The organism is candidate division KSB1 bacterium (assembly GCA_024655945.1).
In the GTDB taxonomy this organism is placed as follows: Bacteria; Zhuqueibacterota; Zhuqueibacteria; order JANLFK01; family Oleimicrobiaceae; genus Oleimicrobium.
In genome coordinates this window covers 1-18,671 of record JANLFK010000007.1, presented here as the reverse complement: position 1 = coordinate 18,671, position 18,671 = coordinate 1, and the positions used below count along the sequence as shown (strand labels likewise).

At 61.5% G+C, this 18,671-nt stretch carries 15 protein-coding genes and 1 other RNA gene; 1 reads left to right on the top strand and 15 read right to left on the bottom strand.

Annotated elements, in window-relative coordinates:
* Positions 1-70 precede the first annotated feature (70 nt).
* Positions 71-1,216, bottom strand: a complete 1,146-nt coding sequence (locus NUW13_09985) for an AgmX/PglI C-terminal domain-containing protein (protein MCR4439352.1) — start codon at positions 1,214-1,216, stop codon at positions 71-73.
* 208 nt (positions 1,217-1,424) lie between these two features.
* Here NUW13_09985 and rfaE2 point away from each other — a divergent pair, with 208 nt between their 5' ends.
* Positions 1,425-1,937, top strand: a complete 513-nt coding sequence (gene rfaE2, locus NUW13_09980) for a D-glycero-beta-D-manno-heptose 1-phosphate adenylyltransferase (GenBank protein MCR4439351.1) — start codon at positions 1,425-1,427, stop codon at positions 1,935-1,937.
* On the opposite strand, the gene NUW13_09975 is transcribed toward rfaE2, so the two are convergent.
* The 14 genes from NUW13_09975 to NUW13_09910 all read right to left on the bottom strand — a co-directional run bounded on the left by NUW13_09975 (position 1,929) and on the right by NUW13_09910 (position 17,443).
* The gene (locus NUW13_09975) at positions 1,929-3,173 is read right to left on the bottom strand and encodes an ArgE/DapE family deacylase (protein MCR4439350.1); all 1,245 of its coding nucleotides are present in this window, start codon (positions 3,171-3,173) and stop codon (positions 1,929-1,931) included. The two genes, rfaE2 and NUW13_09975, sit on opposite strands and share 9 nt — an antisense overlap.
* 256 nt (positions 3,174-3,429) lie before the next feature.
* A complete protein-coding gene (locus NUW13_09970; protein MCR4439349.1) occupies positions 3,430-3,912 on the bottom strand; it encodes a PTS sugar transporter subunit IIB in 483 nt (160 codons plus the stop codon).
* 18 nt (positions 3,913-3,930) lie between these two features.
* Positions 3,931-4,326 (bottom strand): hypothetical protein, encoded by a 396-nt coding sequence (locus tag NUW13_09965; GenBank protein MCR4439348.1) that lies wholly within the window; start codon positions 4,324-4,326, stop codon positions 3,931-3,933.
* Between the two features lie 9 nt (positions 4,327-4,335).
* On the bottom strand, positions 4,336-5,304 hold the full coding sequence (gene hprK, locus NUW13_09960; protein ID MCR4439347.1) for an HPr(Ser) kinase/phosphatase: 969 nt from the start codon (positions 5,302-5,304) through the stop codon (positions 4,336-4,338).
* An 84-nt stretch (positions 5,305-5,388) separates the two neighbouring features.
* Positions 5,389-5,709 (bottom strand): ribosome-associated translation inhibitor RaiA, encoded by a 321-nt coding sequence (raiA, locus tag NUW13_09955; GenBank protein ID MCR4439346.1) that lies wholly within the window; start codon positions 5,707-5,709, stop codon positions 5,389-5,391.
* A gap of 288 nt (positions 5,710-5,997) precedes the next feature.
* On the bottom strand, positions 5,998-6,900 hold the full coding sequence (locus NUW13_09950) for a tyrosine-type recombinase/integrase (GenBank protein MCR4439345.1): 903 nt from the start codon (positions 6,898-6,900) through the stop codon (positions 5,998-6,000).
* A 19-nt stretch (positions 6,901-6,919) separates the two neighbouring features.
* Positions 6,920-9,196 carry a type I DNA topoisomerase gene (gene topA, locus NUW13_09945; protein ID MCR4439344.1) on the bottom strand — a complete coding sequence of 759 codons (2,277 nt, stop codon included), beginning with the start codon at positions 9,194-9,196 and terminating at the stop codon, positions 6,920-6,922.
* Positions 9,197-9,217: 21 nt separating this feature from the next.
* Complete coding sequence (locus tag NUW13_09940) at positions 9,218-9,685, bottom strand: DUF494 domain-containing protein (protein ID MCR4439343.1); 468 nt, start codon at positions 9,683-9,685, stop codon at positions 9,218-9,220.
* A gap of 119 nt (positions 9,686-9,804) precedes the next feature.
* Positions 9,805-12,960, bottom strand: coding sequence for a preprotein translocase subunit SecA (gene secA / locus NUW13_09935; protein ID MCR4439342.1), 3,156 nt, complete (start codon positions 12,958-12,960; stop codon positions 9,805-9,807).
* A 73-nt stretch (positions 12,961-13,033) separates the two neighbouring features.
* A complete protein-coding gene (gene nusB, locus NUW13_09930; GenBank protein ID MCR4439341.1) occupies positions 13,034-13,501 on the bottom strand; it encodes a transcription antitermination factor NusB in 468 nt (155 codons plus the stop codon).
* Between the two features lie 36 nt (positions 13,502-13,537).
* Positions 13,538-14,464 carry a branched-chain amino acid transaminase gene (locus NUW13_09925; GenBank protein ID MCR4439340.1) on the bottom strand — a complete coding sequence of 309 codons (927 nt, stop codon included), beginning with the start codon at positions 14,462-14,464 and terminating at the stop codon, positions 13,538-13,540.
* 84 nt (positions 14,465-14,548) lie between these two features.
* Positions 14,549-16,249, bottom strand: coding sequence for a single-stranded-DNA-specific exonuclease RecJ (gene recJ, locus NUW13_09920; protein MCR4439339.1), 1,701 nt, complete (start codon positions 16,247-16,249; stop codon positions 14,549-14,551).
* Positions 16,250-16,292: 43 nt separating this feature from the next.
* Positions 16,293-16,678: RNase P RNA component class A (rnpB, locus tag NUW13_09915), an RNA gene on the bottom strand.
* 51 nt (positions 16,679-16,729) lie between these two features.
* On the bottom strand, positions 16,730-17,443 hold the full coding sequence (locus tag NUW13_09910; protein MCR4439338.1) for a C4-type zinc ribbon domain-containing protein: 714 nt from the start codon (positions 17,441-17,443) through the stop codon (positions 16,730-16,732).
* Between the last annotated feature and the right edge of the window lie 1,228 nt (positions 17,444-18,671).

Genomic DNA, 18,671 nt, shown 5'->3' with positions numbered 1-18,671 from the left:
GAAAGCCGCCGGGCCCATGAGAGCGAAGGCGGCTCTGCGTGAAAGGCAATGACTGGCTGTGTGACGTGCGCTACTGGCCGAACTGATAGGTCTGCCGATAGACCGCCAACCCGCGCTCAGGATCGGCAAAACCGAAATCGCTCCACTGCAGCACCTTGCGCAGGACACATTCTTCGAGCTCTGGATTGTTGACGGTAGAGGAAACGATTTGCGCGTCGACCACCTCGCCGTCAGGGTTCACCCACAGCCGGATGGAGATCTCACCCCGCGTGTCCGGTCTGGTGCGAAGAACGCTCTTGTAGCAGTCTTGAATCGCGCTGTGGTGGGCGCGGATGACGCTGCTGACCTGCTCGGCAGTGCGCGTCACTCCGCGCAGCTGCTCCGCAGGCGGGCGCGCGGCGATGTTGCTCTGTACCCTCTCGAAGCTTGTCGTCCGCTCGACGGCTCGTTCGCCAACCTGCGCCAGCGGTGCCACCTCTCCCACCAATTGCGCGATGTCGTCGGCGGGCCGGGCTGCACGTCCGCCCTTCAAGTTGCCGGCCGAGGTCACCACCCTCCCACCGCGCAGACCGCCCTGTTCACCGCGAGGCACGGTCAAGCCATCGAGTTGTGTCAGCACCGTTTCCAGTTCGCGCACGTTGCCGTTCGCAGACTCAAGAACCCCTGACATGCCCGCCACATCCACAACGCCACTGCCTCCGCCACCGATCAGGCGCAACACGCCAATGGAGCGTACCGAGGTTGCACGCTCTGCGCGCGTGTCTGCCCGCCCTTCGGCGGCGGCATAGGCGCCCCTGGCCATGCTTTCCGCGGCGGGTCCTGCGGTCTCCGTTGTGGGCCGCTCAAATCCCGGAGCCACTGGAGCTTCGCGCGCGGCCAGCACCCCGGGCAGGATCTCTTCCCCTGGCGTTGGCACGGCCGGTGGGCGGAATTCCTCACGCGCCCGATACTTGACGATGAGATCAACATATGGCTTGGGGATGGCCACTTCCACCGGTCCCCTCCCCGGCATCTTCAAATGGCCCAGCCAATAGAGGATGAGCAACACGTGGAATGCGAGTGAGAGGAGGAAGATCACCGCAAAGAGGCGATCCACTCCACTGAAAAGCTTCTTGCGAAACTCCTTGGGCAGCTTGCTCAGCTCGTCGGGCATGCCCCCAGGAGCAGGGTCCCAGGGCGCCGCACCAGCCGCATATGTCCCTTTGCCGTGCTTCACGCTCTCCGTCGCCGCGAGGTAGGCGAAGCTCCAACGTCCAAAGCCGCTGTAATGTACATCACCAAGAGCAAAAAGTCAAGCATAAAGTTTTGACAAAACTGCTACCTGCTCTCGCTCCCCCCATGCCCATGGCCTTTTTCGCCTCTTGCAATTGTCCCCAGAATTCACTATCATTAAACGGACTAAAACTGGAATCCGAGGACACGCAATGGCAACAGCCTTTCCCGTAGTGAGCGAAGAGCAACTGGTGGCAATCGTCAGGGCGGCCCGCGCCTCCGGTGCCAAGATTGTCTGGACCAATGGCTGTTTCGACTTGCTCCACGCCGGCCACATCCGCTACCTACGCCAGGCCAAGGAACTGGGCGACCTGCTCATCGTCGGCCTCAATAGCGACCGCTCGGTGGCCCAGTGGAAGAGTCCAGATCGACCCTTCGTTCCCCAGGAGTACCGCCTTGAAGTGTTGGCCGCGATCCGTTACGTCGACTATGTAGTGCTCTTCGATGAGCGCTCTCCTGTGCGACTGCTGCGCTTGCTGCAGCCAGATGTGTATGTGAAAGGCGGCGACTACACCATCGACACCATCGACCAGACGGAGCGGCGCGTGGTGGAAGGCTATGGCGGTAGCATCGTCATCCTGCCAAAGGTGGAAGGGCTGTCCACTTCAGACCTGGCCAAGCGAGTGAGTGAGGTCATGCTGCGCGCCAGCCAACGCTCACGCTGAACCCTGGCCTCCAAGATCGATGGCCACCAGGCTTAGCACGTGCACAAAGTGCACCAACTGTTCAATGTCCACGCGCTCGTTAGCCACGTGGAAGGCGGTATCATCACCCGGCCCGAATCCCACTGCCGGTATACCTGCTAAGTTGAGCGTCTTGGCAAAGGTGCCTCCGCCCATGCCAATGGGCTGCGGCCGCCACCCTAAGAGCTTCTCCACGCTGCGCTGAATGGCAGCAACCAGCGCGTTGTTGGGGTCGATGGCGTGGGGCTCGCTGGCCGACTGCACCTCCACGACAAAGTCGTCGGCAATCTGCTTGGCCAGCGCCGCGAAGGCCTGGCGGACCCCCTCCACCGTCTGTCCGGGGACCACGCGCACATCGATGTAGGCAATGGACTCACCCGGCACGATGTTCGGCGCGGCGCCACCGTGCATTTCCCCCAAGTTCACCGTTGGGCTGCCTAAGACGGGATGCACCTGGTGCGGGAGTTCCAGCTTTTCCACCAGGGTTACAAAACGGGCCATCTTGTAGACGGCGTTCACTCCTCGCTCCGGGGTGGAACCATGCGCTTGCACCCCGCGTGCCACGACTCTCAGTACCAGCCGTCCCTTTTCGGCCACATCGATGCTCCGCATATTCTCCCCGATGTCCGGGATGATGGCACAGGTGGGGTGAATGAGCTTCTCCTCAAGCAAGTAGCCGATGCCAAAATCTCCTTCTGGGGCAGAGGCCTCTTCGTCGGCAAGCGCAGCGACGAGGAACTGGCCCCCCAGGGCGTCATCGCCCACGACCTGCTTCAGCACCCGCGCTGCGAGCAAAGAAGCGGCGAGGGGTCCCTTGTTGTCCAGTACGCCTCGCCCGTACAGAAAGCCGTCCCTTTCCACGGGCGTAAACGGATCGGTTTCCCAGCCGTCGCCGGGTGGGACCACATCCATGTGGCAGGCCACCAACAGTCTGCACTTGGCTTTGCTGCTTCCGACGCTGCCCACCACGTTAGTGCGCCCGCTCTCTCGCTCGTACACCTCGTATGGGATGCCCCAGCGCCCGAGCGCCTCAGTGACAATTGCTGCCACTCGGTACTCCTCTCCCCGCTGCTTCAGGTAGGGAAAGTCCGCGAGTTTCTCCGGGACAACGTTCACCGTGCGCTCGCGCACCATCCGGGAGGTGAGTTCGACAATTTCCTGCCTCACTTGCTCGTGGTGACGAGCAAAGTAGTCGTTCACCAGTTCTTGTGCGCTCATCTGTCCTCTTCTTGCCAATGGTACCACCTCACCCAGCCGCTGCGCCTCTATGCCGCGTGCCACCAGCTCTAAAGGTCTATGCCCCGCTCACAGCTGCCGCAGGCGACGTGTCCTCACTTTTCGTCTGGCGCTGTTCTTTACCTGCTCGCCACGCTCATTGCGGAAGACGTCATGGGCACACTCACTCAGCCAGGCAGGGCACGGGCAGTCCTGGGTCGCGACGGTCCGCCTCTCCTCCAGTCCCCCTGGCCGCTGCCTACTTGAGTGTGAGCAGCTTGGCAAGGTCGAGCTTCTTGCCGGTGGGCACGTCTTGCGCCACAAGCTCCACATGCCGCGCATGGAGCTCCTGGAACCATGCGCGGTCCTGCTCGTCGACGAAAAGATAGGGCGCCACCTGTTGCTTGCCCGGGCGGTGATGCATCCCGCCGACATTGACCGTGGTGAAGGGCACACCGCGATCCAGGAGCTCCAAGACCTCCCGCGGCGACTCCACCAACAGGAACAGCCGCTCGTCGTCGAAGCGATTGTCGGCCAGGCTCTGCGCAGTCTCCTGGACCGTGAGCACCTCGACGGCCACATCCTCTGTGGCGCCGCCGGTGTAAAGCTCCCGTTCCCACTGGGAGGCGGCAATCTGGTCATTGCACAGCAGGATGCGGTCGGGGTGGAGCACATTCCCCCAGCCGATGACCACCTGCCCGTGGACAAGGCGGTCGTCAATGCGCACAAGGACAAGCGGCATAAGCGGCCCTCGTTTTGCTCATTCTTGCCCTTCCGGGTAGGCCGATATGCCGCGGGCGCCATCGCGGCAGACGGCCCCCACCAGCTCAGGGAAGGGGAGCCTGTCGCGTTTGGTGAGGAACGAAAGGAGCATGGGCAGGTTCACCCCGGATATGACGCGCACATGGGGGTGGCGCTTGGCGACCTTGCAGGCGGCATTCCAGCAGCTGCCGCCACGGAGGGTGGCCATGACGAGCATCCCCTCCTGCGCCTCTGGGCTGCCCGCCATCTCCTCCAGCTTCTGCACAATGGTCTCCAGGGACAGGGGCGATATGGACAACGCATACACCCCTGGGGTGTCGCCCATGACCGACTGCGCAGCCTTGGCGAGGGCCTCGGCTACTGGGCCGTGGGTGACTAATACGCAAATAACCATGGGTCCCGCCTATTCGTAATCCTTTTCCGGAGAGTAGGGGTAACTGCTGGCGCGGCGCATGCGTTCGATGAGCCTCTGGTTGAACACCTCCGCTGTCTTGTACCCTCTGATGCGCATCAAATGGTGAAGTGCGATGACTTCGGCGACGACCGTGATGTTCTTACCCGGGATAATCGGCAGCCGCACCAGCGGGATCTCGGTGTCCAGGATGGTTGTCGTCTCCTGGTCGATGCCCACGCGTTCATAATCAGTATCTTCCGACCACTCCTGCAGGTCGACCTGGACTTCCACCCGCTTGCGCAGGCGCACGGCCCGGATGCCAAACATTTGGCGCACGTTGATGATCCCCAGGCCCCTGACCTCGGCATGGTCGCGCAGCGTCTCGTCGCTGGTGCCGATGAGCGTCCCTTTGGCAGCTCGGGTGATGTGCACCACGTCGTCGGCCACCAGTCGATGGCCGCGTTCCACCAGGTCCAGCGCCACCTCGCTCTTGCCGATGCCACTCCGACCGGTGAACAGCATCCCCACGCCAAACACATCCACCAGCGAGCCGTGGATGGTCACCTTGGGGGCGAACTTCATGTCCAGGTAGTCGCCCAACAAGTGGATAAGCGTCGTGGTGTTGTGAGGTGTGCCGAAGATACTGATCTGCCGCTTGTCCGCCACTGCCAGCAAAATTCTCGGCGGCTTGTTGTTGTCGGTGATGATGATGCAGGGGATGTCGAAGGAGAGGACCTTCTCGATAGCCTGTCGGCGCTGCGCCTCGGTGAGGGTTTCCAGGTAGGCCAGCTCAGTGTTGCCAAGGATCTGCACTCGCTGGTAGGTGAACACGTCCGTGAAACCAGTCAGAGCCAAGCCCGGGCGGTGCAGCTCGCCTTCGCTGATCACTTTGCCAAAGCTGCCCCGGTGGTTCAACAACCGGAGGTGCAGCGTCTCGTTGTTCTCTTCGAAGAGAGTTTCGACTGTCAGTTCGGCCATGGCTCATCCATCACACAATGGTAACCTTGCCCGGCAACCAATAGCAAAGGGGCTGCCCGGGCTCAGGCAGCCCCTGCTGTGGCACTACTCCGCAATCAAATCGCGAGCCCGTGTATTGTCGAAGGTGTGCAGCTTCCCTTTGTACTTCTTAAGCTGCCGCTCCAACTTGTCCACCGCAAGATTGATGGACTTGTACATGTCCTCGCTCTTCTCCCGCACGGTCAACTTGGTACCATACACATGGAGGACAATCTCCGCCACTTGTGCCTGCTTCTCCCAATCCAGGATGACATCGCAGTTGAGGATGCCATCGTAATACCGCTTGAGGCGCCTCACCTCCTTTTCCGTGTACTGCTTCAGACGATCCGACGCGTTGAAGTGCCGTGCAGTGATATTGATTCTCATAGGCTCCTCCCATGGTTTGAGATTGACGGAGGTACTGCCTTCACCATAGCCTCAAAGCGTAGCAGAACTCTACCACCAAAAGACGGCGCACGCCGGCTCACTGGCCCAGGCTCATCGCGGTCTCCCGCCCTTCTTGACTATGGGGAACCGATAGTCCCTCGGCGCAGGACACGTCGTCCGCCGTGGCCGTGTGGCCGAAGCAGCAAACCAAAGGCAAGACGCACCCCGGCCAACTTCGTCCTCGGCTCTCCATTCCTCGCTGGGCCGGTGATTGCTGCCCACCAGTGTCTACCCCTTGTCGCGCCGCTCGGCTCGCGGATGTGCCTGGCGGTAGATTCTCTTCATCCTCTCGGCCGACACATGCGTGTACACCTGCGTCGTGGACAGGCGCGAGTGCCCCAACAGCTCTTTGACCGCCAACAGGTCTGCCCCGGCGTCCAGGAGATGGGTGGCAAACGAATGGCGGAGCACATGCGGATGGCGCGCGCCGCTCTCCGACACCTGGCTTAAGTACCTCCGCACGGTGCGGGCGATGCCACTCCTGGAGTATCGTTCGCCGCAGGCGTTGAGCAAGAGCGCTGAACAGCGCGGCAGCCCCTCGCGCGCGAGTTCGTCCCGACGTCGCAGATAGTGGCGCAGCAGCTCCGCGGTGGCCGACCCAAGCGGAATCACCCGCTCTTTTGCTCCCTTGCCCATGACCTTGATGACCCCGTTGGCAAAGTCCAGGTCATCCACGTCCAAGGCGGCCAACTCGCCCAGACGTACGCCCGTGGCGTAGAAGAGTTGGAGAATGGCCCGGTCACGAAGCCCGTGCGGGCTCTCCTCCTCAGGCAATTCCAGCGCATTGAGCACCGCCTTGACGGGCAGATGTTTGGGGATCCTCTTGTCGGCGCGCGGGGCACGCAGCCCCACCGTGGGGTTGGCAGGAAGGATCTGCTGCTCCACCAGGTAGCGGAAGAAGACGCGCAACGCGGCCAGCTTGCGCCCTACACTGCGTGGACTGTAGCCTCGCCTGGCCAAGCGCCCCATGTAAGCGCGGAAAAAGCCGCGTTCTACCCGGTGCACCGTAGGGGGTGCGCCGTCCAGCATCTCGCCCACAAAGTCGCAAAACTGCACGAGATCCCCACGGTAAGCTGCCACCGAGTGCGGTGAGTAGTGCCGCACCTGCCGCAGGTAGCGCACAAATTGCATGGCGAGAGTGCGAAGGTCGTCAGTCATCAGAAGATATCGCGCTCGGCGACCTCACCAGGTCGGCCGCAAAATCCTGTTCGCACTGTGCGCAGTGGAGCACGCTTCCCTTTGCTTTTGTATACCGCTTGTAGAGCACATTGTTCCCACAAGAAGGACATGGCCCGCTTACAGGCTCCTGCCAGGAGACGAAATCACATTCAGGGTAGCGGCTACAGCCGTAGAAGGTGCGCCCGCGTCGGGACTTGCGCTCCACCACCTCACCGTCGCAGCCGGGCTTCGGGCATTTGACGCCGATCTTGAACGGCTTGGCGTTTTTGCACTTCGGGTACGCGGAACAGGCCAGAAAGCGCCCGAAACGACTGGTCTTGACCACCATCGGGCCGCCACACAGCTCACACCTCTCGGTGCTGGCTAGGCCTTCCTGTTCGAGCGCCTTGGAAAAGCGGCAACGTGGGTAATCAGAGCAGGCCATGTAGCGTCCGTGCCGCCCCCAGCGGATGACCAACTCCTTCCCACAGATCGGACAGCGCTCTTCTGTCTTCTCCTGCAGGCTCTCCCGAATCTCGACCTGCCTGCCTTCGGCTGCCGCCAGCGCCCGCCGGAAAGGCCCGTAGAAGCCCTCCACTACTTGCCGGAAGTTCTTCTTGCCCCCCTCGATGTCGTCCAGTTCCGCTTCCATGCGCGCGGTGAACTTGACCTCGAAGATGTCCGGGAAGTTGGCCACCAGGATTTTGTTGACGGTGCGGCCCAGCTCGGTGGGCACCAACTGGCGCTGTCGCTTCTCCACGTAATTGCGCTCAAGGATGGTGCTCACGATGACTGCGTAGGTGCTGGGCCTGCCAATGCCCAGACTGTCCAGTGCCTTGACCAGGCTGGCTTCTGTGTAGCGCGGCGGCGGTTTGGTAAAGTGCTGGCTCGGGGTCACGTCCAAGAGGATCACCCGCTCGCCCACTGTCAGCTCCTCGGGCACTTTGGTAGTCGGTTCGCGCTCCTGGTCTTCTTCCTCGCGGGGCGCTTCCTCGTAGGCCTGCAGAAACCCCCTGAACAAAACCTCTGAGCCGGTTGCCCGGAACAGGTACATTTCGTCGTTGCCGCTCACAATGTCCACGGTCGTCTGCAGCAGGCGAGCAGGAGCCATCTGGCTCGCCACAAATCGCTGCCAGATCAACTCGTAGAGCTGGTATTGCTCCTCACTGAGGTACTTGCGCAGCGACCGAGGGGTGCGCTTGACGGAAGTCGGCCGAATGGCCTCGTGTGCATCCTGGGCGCCCTTGCGCGCGGCAAAGTGCCGCGGCTGTGGGGCCAGGTACTCGACACCAAAGTTGCTGGCGATGAAGGTACGCGCCTCCGCCACTGCCTCATTGGCCACCCGCACCGAGTCGGTACGCATGTAGGTGATGAGGCCTACCGGCCCTCCAGGGCCAATTTCCACGCCCTCGTAAAGCTGCTGGGCAATGGCCATGATTCTCTTGGTCGAAAAGCCAAAGCGCCGTGCCGCGTCTTGCTGAAGGGTGCTGGTGGTGAACGGCGGCGCAGGTTGCCGCTGCACCTCGTTCTTGCGGATATCCTTGACCGTCCACTCCTGGCGTCGGATATTCTCCACCAGGGTGACTGCCGACTGCTCATCAGGGATGTGCGGTTTCTCGTTGGCAACCTTGGTGAGACGCGCCGTAAACGGCGCCGTGCGGCGTCCCTGAAAGGTCCCGTCAATGAGCCAATACTCCTGCGGGACGAACGCCTCGATTTCCTCCTCCCGCTCGCAGATGAGGCGCAGCGCCACCGACTGCACTCGGCCGGCGCTGAGACCGGCACAGACGGTGCGCCAAAGAATTGGCCCCACCTGGTAGCCGACGAGCCGGTCCATGACGCGTCGCGCCTTCTGTGCCTCCACCAAATTCAGATCGATGGCCCGCGGGCTCTCCAGAGCGCGCAGGACCGCGTCGCGGGTGATCTCGTTGAAGGTGATGCGCGAGATATGGGGGTTGGCTTTCTTGAGGATCTCGCCTAAATGCCAGGCAATAGCCTCGCCTTCGCGGTCCGGGTCGGTGGCCAGGACGACCTGCTCAGCTTCTGCCGCGGCCTCTTTGAGCTGCTTTACCACCTTTTGGCGATCGCGCAGAGGCCGGTATTGCGGCTCAAAGCCGTTGTCGATATCCACGCCAAGCTTGCTCTTGGGCAAATCCACCACGTGCCCAGCCGAAGGGAGCACCGTGAACTGCTCGCCCAGAAAGGCATTGATGGTCTTGGTCTTGGCAAAGGACTCGACAACTACCAGGGATTTCTTGTCACCTGCCATGCCCTGTCCGCTTCACGGGGCTCAATTGCCCATTTGCGTGTCATTGAACAGATACCCGCCGGTAAAAGAGTCGGCGTCGAACATGACGGTGGCGGCGATCTCCTTGATGTCTTCGGTATCCACGGGGCTGACGCCCATCTGCATGGCCCGCTCGATTGCTTCTTCCAGCTGCTGGTCATCGATCAGGCCGAGTTGCCGCAACTGCAAAAGGTAGCTGTAAGCTTCCGGCCTGATAACCATTTTTTCTGCGGCATGCAGCACACGGTACAGCGACATGGGAGTGCGGATGGCACTGAGGTTCTCATAGTTACAGCCCGCCTTCTCGAACAGCCAGGAGAAAGCAAGGTCGATTTCGCTCTCGGTGTAGCCCTGCTTGAGCAAGTCGCTGGACAGGCTTCGCAGGCGCTCGACCCCGAAGCCGCTGCCCCGCGCCTCGCTCATGATGTACACCAGGATTTCAACTAACCTTTCGATGGCACGTCCTTTCACAATTACGACGGAGGTGGGGGGATGCTTCACCCATTTGCAAATATACAGGAAATTCGGCCAAATACAAGAGCTTTATTGTTCCCGCTGCCTGACTCCGCAACCTTCATGCCTGCAGGTGGTCAATGCACGCCCGCTCCGCAGCACTTTTTGTACTTTTTGCCACTTCCACATGGGCAAGGGTCATTGCGACCCACCTTTGCGCCCACTCTGATCGGCTGGCGCTTGCCTGGCTCCGGCGCCCCCTCGGGCCCTGCGGGGTGACGCAAGCCCATGCCGGTGGTAGCAGCGTGAACGGCGCTTACCTGGGCCGGCATGCGGCGCACTGGCTGGGGAGGCGCCACCTGCACCTGCGCCTTGAACACCATCTCCAAGACCGCCTCGTTGGTACGCGCCAACATTTCGGAGAACATCTTGAAGGCCTCGCTCTTGTACTCGATCAGTGGGTCCTTCTGCCCGTAGGCGCGCAGGCCGATGCCCTCCTTCATCACGTCCATGGAATAGAGGTGGTCCCGCCACTGCTCGTCGATGGCACGTAGAATGGCAAAGCGCTCCAACTGGCGCATGAGGCCTCCACCCAGGGCCTTCTCCTTGGCCTCGTAGAGGGCCATCGTCTTGCCGCGGATCCTGTCGATGAGCTCCTCGCGGCTGATGCGATCGCCCTCGAACTCCTCGCGCGTCACCGTGGTCAAGAAGACGCGCCGCAAGTCCTGGTTGAGGCCGTTCCAGTTCCAGTCCTCAGGATATGGGCTCTCCGCGGCGTGTTCATCGACGCGGTCTTCGATCACCTCCTCCATCATCTCCAGGACGTCTTCGCGCAGGTTTTGGCCGCCGAGGGCATAGTTGCGGCGGTTGTAGACCACTTCGCGCTGCTGGTTCATCACGTCGTCATATTCCAGGAGGTGCTTGCGGATGTCAAAATTGTGCTCCTCCACCCGCTTTTGCGCCCGCTCGATGGACTTGGAGACCATGGGATGGGTGATGACCTCGCCTTCCTGCACCCCCAGCCGGTCCATGATGCCGGCGATGCGCTCCGAGCCGAACAGGCGCATGAGATCGTCTTCTAAGGACAAGTAGAAGCGAGAGGAGCCAGGGTCGCCTTGCCGACCCGCCCGCCCGCGCAGCTGGCGATCGATGCGCCGTGCCTCGTGCCGCTCGGTGCCCAGGATGTGCAACCCACACGGCACCTCGTTGTAGCAGTCGTACTCCTCCAGGTACGGGCACGGCTCAGACCCTGGGTCCGGGCGCACCAGCGCGCAATTAGGGTGCTTGACTACTCCGGCGCCAAGCTTGATGTCCGTGCCGCGGCCGGCCATGTTGGTGGCGATGGTGACGGCCCCCGGCTGCCCGGCACGGGCGATAATCTCCGCCTCGCGCTGGTGATGCTTTGCGTTCAGCACATTGTGCGGGATGCCCCGCCGCTTGAGCATGCGGCTCAGCGTCTCGGACACCTCCACCGAGACGGTACCCACCAGCACCGGACGACGCGCCGCATGCATGGCCGCAATCTCCTCGATGACCGCGTTGTACTTCTCCCGCTTGGTGCGGTAGATGCGGTCCTCATAGTCGATGCGGCGTACCGGCTCGTTGGTGGGGATGACCACCACGTCGAGCTTGTAGATCTCCCAAAACTCCGCAGCCTCGGTCACCGCCGTGCCGGTCATGCCCGCCAATTTGTGGTAGAGGCGGAAAAAGTTCTGCAGCGTGATGGTGGCCAGGGTCTGCGTTTCGCGCTCGATGCGCACCCCCTCCTTGGCCTCGATGGCCTGGTGCAGGCCGTCGCTGTAGCGCCGCCCCGGCATCAGCCGGCCGGTGAACTCGTCGACGATGATCACCCGGCCGTCCTCGGAGACCACGTATTCGACGTCCCGTTCGAAGAGGGAGTAGGCACGCAGTAGCTGCGAGATGTTCTGGATGCGCTCGCTCTTGATGCCGTACTCCTCCTCGAGACGCGCCCTCCGCTCCGCCTTCTCTTCCGGCGACAGCGTGGGATCGTTTTCGATCTGCCCCATGCCTTCGGCCAGGTCCGGGAGGACGAACATCTCCGGGTCGTTGGGCGACAGCGCCTGGCGCCCTTTCTCGGTGAGGTCGATCACATGGCTCTTCTCGTCGATGGAGAAGTACAGCTCCTCGTCGATCTCGTGCATGCGCTTGTCGCGCATGTGGTCGGTCTCGACCTTCTGGATGAGCCTCCTGACGCCCACTTCCTGCAGGATTTTGGCCAGCCGCTTGTTTTTCGGCGCGCCGCGCAGCGCCTGCAGCAGCTTGATGCCTGCCTCGTATTCTTGCCCCTTCTCCAGGAGCTGCTCGGCCTCGGCCACCAGGCGGTTGACCAATAGAGTCTGGCTCTTCACCAACTGCTCGACGCGGGGCTTGAGCTCGGCAAAGAGGTTGGTGGAATGTTCTACGGCGCCGGAGATGATCAATGGCGTGCGCGCCTCGTCGATGAGCACCGAGTCCACCTCGTCGACGATGGCATAGTAATGGCCGCGTTGCACCTGGTCCTCGCGGCGGATGGCCATGTTGTCGCGCAGGTAGTCGAAGCCAAATTCGTTGTTGGTGCCGTAGGTGATATCACAGTTGTAGGCGCGCCGCCGCCGCTCTGGCTCCATGTCGCTGGCGATGTAGTGTACCGTCAGGCCCAAGAACTTGTAGATTTCGCCCATCCACTCGCAGTCGCGCCTGGCCAGGTAGTCGTTGACCGTCACCAGGTGCGCCCCTTTGCCGGCCAGGGCGTTCAGGTAGAGGGGCATCGTGGCCACCAAGGTCTTGCCTTCGCCTGTGGCCATCTCCGCAATTTTGCCCTGGTGGAGCACCACGGCGCCGATGAGCTGCACGTCAAAGGGCACCATGTCCCAGGTGATGTCGTGGTCGCAGACCTTCCAGGTCTTGCCCACCAGCCGGCGGCAGGCCTCCTTGACCACCGCGTAAGCCTCGGGGAGGATCTCATCCAGCACACGCGCGATGATCTCGTTTTCTTCCTTCTCCAAGGCCGCGATTTCCTGGCGTAAGGACTCGGCGTCCACCTTGAGCACCGCTTCCTCGCCCTCCATCGCGTCGGTGGTCAGCAGGGCGCGCCGCTCATTCAGCTTGGCCCTCACCTCGGCGGTCGCTTCCTGAATGCGCCTGCGGAACTGGTTGGTCTTGTCGCGCAGTTGCTCGTCGGCGAGCTCGTGCAAGGTCTCGTAGATGGCGTTGATCTGCTGCACGATGGGCATGATGCGCGCCACATCGCGCGTGTGTTTGTCGCCAAATAGCTTTGTCAGTAGGTTCGCCATGCGAAGTTACTTCCCTGATCTGCCCGTAATGCGTCGCAGCTCTAGGTGTTGTACGCCCCTCTGCGGCAGAAGTTCAATCCGCATGGGGTGAATGGTCCAATAGGCCCCGCCCGCTCTTGACGATCATGTCACGCGCCTGCAGCTCGTTGAGCACCGCGTCCAAGATGCCGTTGACAAACTTGTCGCTCTTTTCGGTGCTGTACTTGCGGGAGATCTCGATGGCCTCATCGATGCTCACCTTGGGCGGGATGTCCTCGAAGTGCAGGAATTCGCACACAGCCATACGCAGGAGAATCTTGTCGATGACTGCCAGCCGGGCAAAATCCCAGTTGGTGGTCTTGGCGATGATGTAGGCGTCGAGCTCCTCGCGGTGTTGTAAGGTCAGGGTCACCAGGCGGTTGATGAACTCTACAAGTTGCCCGTCAACCCGGCGCATGACCAAGGGGTCAGCCAGCACCTCGGGGGCGCTGCGGCCGGTCAGCTCAGCAGCATAAAGAGCACGGAGCGCCAATTCCCGTGCCGCCCGCCGTGTGTGAACCATGACCACTACCCGTCAAAGAGCTCGAAGCTTCACTCCCTACCGCACCACCGTCCGCCAGCCGTAGCAGTCCTCGCACTCTCCATTGACGTAGGCGAAGAAGCGCTGCTGCAGACGCGCCGTGATCGGCCCGCGTTTACCACTGCCGATGGGCACGCGGTCGATGGACTTGATGGGGCTGATTTCGGCGGCGCTGCCGGTGAAAAAGACCTCGTCGGCCACATACAGCATCTCGCGCGGGATCATCATCTCGCGCACCTCGATGCCCATTTCCCGCGCGAAAACCATCACCGAGTCGCGGCTGATGCCCGGCAGAATCGAGGCTGCCAGCGGCGGGGTGTAGAGCACTCCATCCCTGACCAGGAAGATGTTCTCGCCGCTCCCTTCGCTCACATAGCCATTCACATCCAGAGCTATCCCCTCCACAAACCCGTTGCGGATGGCCTCCAACTTGATGAGTTGCGAATTGAGGTAGTTGGCCCCTGCCTTGGCCAGGGCCGGCAAGGTGTTGGGTGCCATGCGGCTCCAGCTCGACACCTGCACGTCTACCCCGACATTGATGGCCTCCTCCCCCAAATACTTGCCCCAATTCAAGGCGCCGATTGCCACCTCGATGGGGCACCCCCGCGGGTCCACCCCCAACTGCCCATAGCCGCGGAAGACGATGGGCCGCAAATATGCGGACTCTAAGCCATTCACCTTGATCACGTCCACGCAAGCCTGGTTGATCTGATCCTGCGTAAAAGGAATGTCCATGCGACAAATCTTGGCGGAATCAAACAGCCGACGCGTGTGGTCTTTGAGACGGAAAATTGCCGGCCCTTCCGGAGTCTTGTAGCAACGCACCCCCTCGAACACGCTCGAACCGTAGTGCAGAGCGTGCGACATCACATGCACAGTAGCATCTTTCCAATCGACAAACTTGCCACTGAACCAGATTTTGCCCTTCTCGTCATCTGCGTGCATGGTCACCTCCTGGTTCTGGTGAAGGCTCTTCGGTCACGTCCGGTCCGTCCACTTCTCCTTTCCATAGCAAAAAGGTGCGGCCGCTCACCGCAAGTCCTTAAGGCGCAGTTGCAACATCTGGCGCCCCATGTATTCATTCTCTTCGATCACGTAGGCGATGTCCAAATTTCCCTCCCCTGGAGCAACCCGGTAGCTGAGTTCGCCCAGGTTGAACCCTATGGCGTCGATGACGATGCCATCTTGGCGCACCTTGAGCTTGAGGTGATTGTTGCCCACGATGCGTGACTCGCCCACCACCTGCAGACCGCGCGATACAAAGACCGGGCGCATGTTCTGCGGGCCGAAAGGTGCAAACTTCTTCAGCAAGGCAAAGGTCTTGGGCGTGATGTGGCTGAGGCGGATCTCCCCGTCCACCCGCAGCTTGGGCACCAGCAAGTCGTCCTCCATCTGGGCGGCAGTCACCTCCCGCAGGCGGGCGCGCAGCCGCTCGACGTTATCCCGGCACACCGTCAGGCCGGCGGCGTACTTGTGCCCGCCGAATTCGATGAGCAGGTCTTCGCACTGCTTCAAGGCCGCGTAGATGTCGAAACCGGGGATGCTGCGCGCAGAGCCCTTGCCCACCTCGCCGTCCAGCGTCACCATGACGGTGGGACGGTAGTACCGCTCCACGATGCGACTGGCCACGATGCCGATCACGCCCGGGTGCCACCCCTCATGCGCCAGCACCAGGGCCAGGTCTCCTTGCGGGTCATAGTCGGCTTCCACCATCTGCAGGGCCTGGGCAAAAGTGTCCTCGTCAATGTTCTTGCGCGCGCGGTTCTCCGCCTCCAGGATGGCGGCGATGTTGCGCGCCTGCTGCGGCACATCGGTGGTGAGCAGGCGCACCGCGCGCAAGGCATCCCCCATGCGACCGACGGCATTGATGCGCGGGGCGATGATGAAGACCACCTGCCCGGTGCCGATCTCGTGGCCTGCCAGGCCAGCTGTCTCCAGGAGCGCTTGTAACCCCACCTTGCGCGGGCCACTATTGAGGCGCGTCAGCCCCTCAGCCACCAGGATGCGATTCTCGTCTACCAGCGGCACAACGTCCGCAGCGCTGCCGATGGCCACATAGTCCACGAACTCCTCGACCAGCGCCCGGTCGTAGTTAAGCGTGGTGAAAAGCGCCTGGAGCAGCTTGAAAGTCACCCCGACGCCGGCCAGCTCTTTGAAGGGGTAGGTGCAGTCTGACCGCTTCGGGTCCAAGACCGCCACGGCCTGGGGCAAGACGGTGCGCGGCTCATGGTGGTCACAGATAATCACGTCCAGGCCAAGCGAACTGGCCAGCTCCACTTCCTGGCAGGCCGTCACGCCGCAGTCCACCGAAACGATGAGCGTGGCGCCACCGCGATGCGCCTCCCGCACGCCCACCTCGGACAACCCATATCCTTGGCGCAGGCGATCCGGGATGTAGAAGACCACGTCGGCCCCTAATTTGCGCAGAAGGAGGTAGGTCATGGAGACCGCGGTGATGCCGTCCACGTCATAGTCGCCATAAACCAGGATGCGCTCGCGGTTGCGCAGGGCCCTAACCAACCGCTCGACCGCGCGCTCCATGTCTTTCATGAGGAAGGGGTCATGGAGGTACTCTAAGCTTGGCTCTAAGAAGCGCTGGGCCGCAGCAGGTGTGGTAATGCCCCGGTTCACCAGCAGGCGTCCGATAATCTCGGGCACATCTAAGGCGCGGGCCAACTGGCGAGCTTCTTCGTTGTGCTGAGTGCTTTCAAAGACCCATTTCTGTTCCATCAAGATGTTGCCACTCCACCTTGCGGCCAGAAAAAGTCATGGGGTCCAGAACGGATCGATAAGCCGAATTCTGTACCCGAGGCGGGTCACCCCGCCACGGGCGACGATCATCTGTCTGGGATCCGCCTCGCGGCGGACCTCTAGCGACCTACCCGGAGGTCAATCGAGACGGGCCGCCTCATCCCTCCTATTTGGTCTTGCTCCGGATGGGGCTTGCCATGCCTCCGCCGTTACCGGCGAAGCGGTGGGCTCTTACCCCACCTTTTCACCCTTGTCCCGGCAGTGCCGAGACGGTCTGTTTTCTGTGGCGCTTTCCGTTTCCGCTCCGTCGCCAGAGCGGAACCCTCGTGTTACGAGGCATCCTGCCCTGAGGAGTTCGGACTTTCCTCATCCCGCCCTACCACGGGACGCGATCGTCTGACCCGCCCTGGACCCACATCTTCTCCCTTGGCTCGCCATATCATGAGACGCCTACGGGGCTCAGTCGTTCCCCTGCCACACCAAAATGCGCCCGCAGCTTTCGCAGAGGATCAGGTCTTTCATCTGCCGGATCTCCAAGCTCCTCTGCGGCGGGATAGTCGTGAAGCACCCGCGGCAGGCGCTATTCTGCACCGGCACCACTGCCACGCCCCCCTTAGCCGCGCGAATGCGATCGTAGCGGGCCAGCACGCGCTGGTTGAGCTGCGCCACCAGCTCGGCACGCTGCGCGCTGAGGCGGGCCACCTCTTCCTCAGTCTCCTTCATGCGCGCCGCGAGCTCCGCTTGGCGCTCGGAGAGCGAAGCGTCCAGCTGCTGCAGCCGCTGTTGCAACTCGGCAATTTCCCCAGCCACTTTCTCGATTTGGTCGTCCAACTCCAAGATGGACATCTCGACGTCGTCGATCTGCTTCTCCGTTGCCTCGATCTCGGCGGTTATAGCGTCGTACTCGCGATTGGTCGTCACGCGTGAATAGAGCTGTGTCTGGTACTTCTTGAGCTGCTCCCTGAGCATTGCCAGCTTCCCCTCGGCGTGGCGCTTCTCCGTCTGCCACTGCTGCGTCTGCGTGGTGTGGGCGTTCAGTGTGGCGGCCAATTGGAGGCGCTCTCCCTCCAGCTTCTGGACCACCTGCGGCAGGTCTCCCTTGCGTGCCTCCAGTTGCTGGAGGCGGGAGTCGATTTCCTGCAAGTTGACCAAAAGCCGAAGTTCTTCGCGCACCTGGCTTCCTCCTTCTCCATGTCTGCCATTTGCACCTTCCTCGACCTCTGCCGCCGGCCATTCACAAAAAAAGTGCACCTTTTGGGGTGCACTTCACTGGTAGGTGGGGTCCAATTCCAAGAGGATCAAGGCTAAGGCGCTTCCTTTTCTGCTTCTTATGTGGCTCAACGTCTCTCTCTGAAAGAACGACACACTCAACTCACCTACGGCCTCTTGGCCACGCTCTCCCGACAGGCGTTGCAAATTTACAAAAAATCCCTTGCGCCGTCAAGCGAAATTCCGGCAGCAGTTGGAGAGGTCAGGCAAGAGGTCCCCATGGGCGTGCGCGACGCGCTCGAGCCACCGGGGAGAGTGAAAGGCCTTTTGCCTGACCTTTCTGAGGACCTCAAATGAGAGGCCCCTCACGCGAATTTGTCGACGAATGTGGGCGTCTTTCGGCGGCCGAGCCAGTGGAGTAACAGGGTAGAAAGGACCGCTCGCGATCGATACCCCCGCGCCCTCATGTGGATCGCCTTGGCACTGGCATTCATTGGCTCGACAAGGCCATTGTCTATCGGAAGCTCAAAGTAAGCCGGCACCCCATCGCGATGCCTTCTGACTAGGGAGGCGAACTCTTGCATCGGCCGGAGCTGCGACTCCATGGCCATACTGATCCAGTGCTGCAGGAACGCCGCTGCCTCAGGGCGAGTGGGCTGCTCCCGCAGAGGCGGATGCGTCTCCTGAAGCAGCCAAGCGCCGGCGGTCCGGTGATTCAATCCCGCGAAGGGTCTCGCCAAACTTTGTGTCCGGCGACAAGGAGCCCTCCGGAGCAGTCAGCTCTTCCCTGGGCTCCAAGGGACAAAGGCTCCTGCAAGCCGGACATTTGCGATGCCCGCCGGGGGTTTGCTGATAGTTTATAGGCTGACCCTTCAAGGCGCCGGTGAAGATCGCAACAAAATGATCCGCTCCGTTTTGCTATCCTCGCAATCAGCATGAAAGGTTTTGCGAGTCGGGCTCTTGCGCAGCGCCCAAGGCCTACGCGCACCTTCACGCCCTTCAAGCAGTAGCCTGGAGAACAACCTGCGTGAATTCTGGAGAGGAGCGAACATTTTCTTAAATTTTTTTCTTGACATTCATAGAAAAGATAGTTAAATTCCTGATGCCACGTAGAATGGGTGACCTGGTCTCGGAGCACGAGCAGCCGCAACTTAAGAAGATAGGGGCAAAAATAGGTGCGGTGATGTGTTCC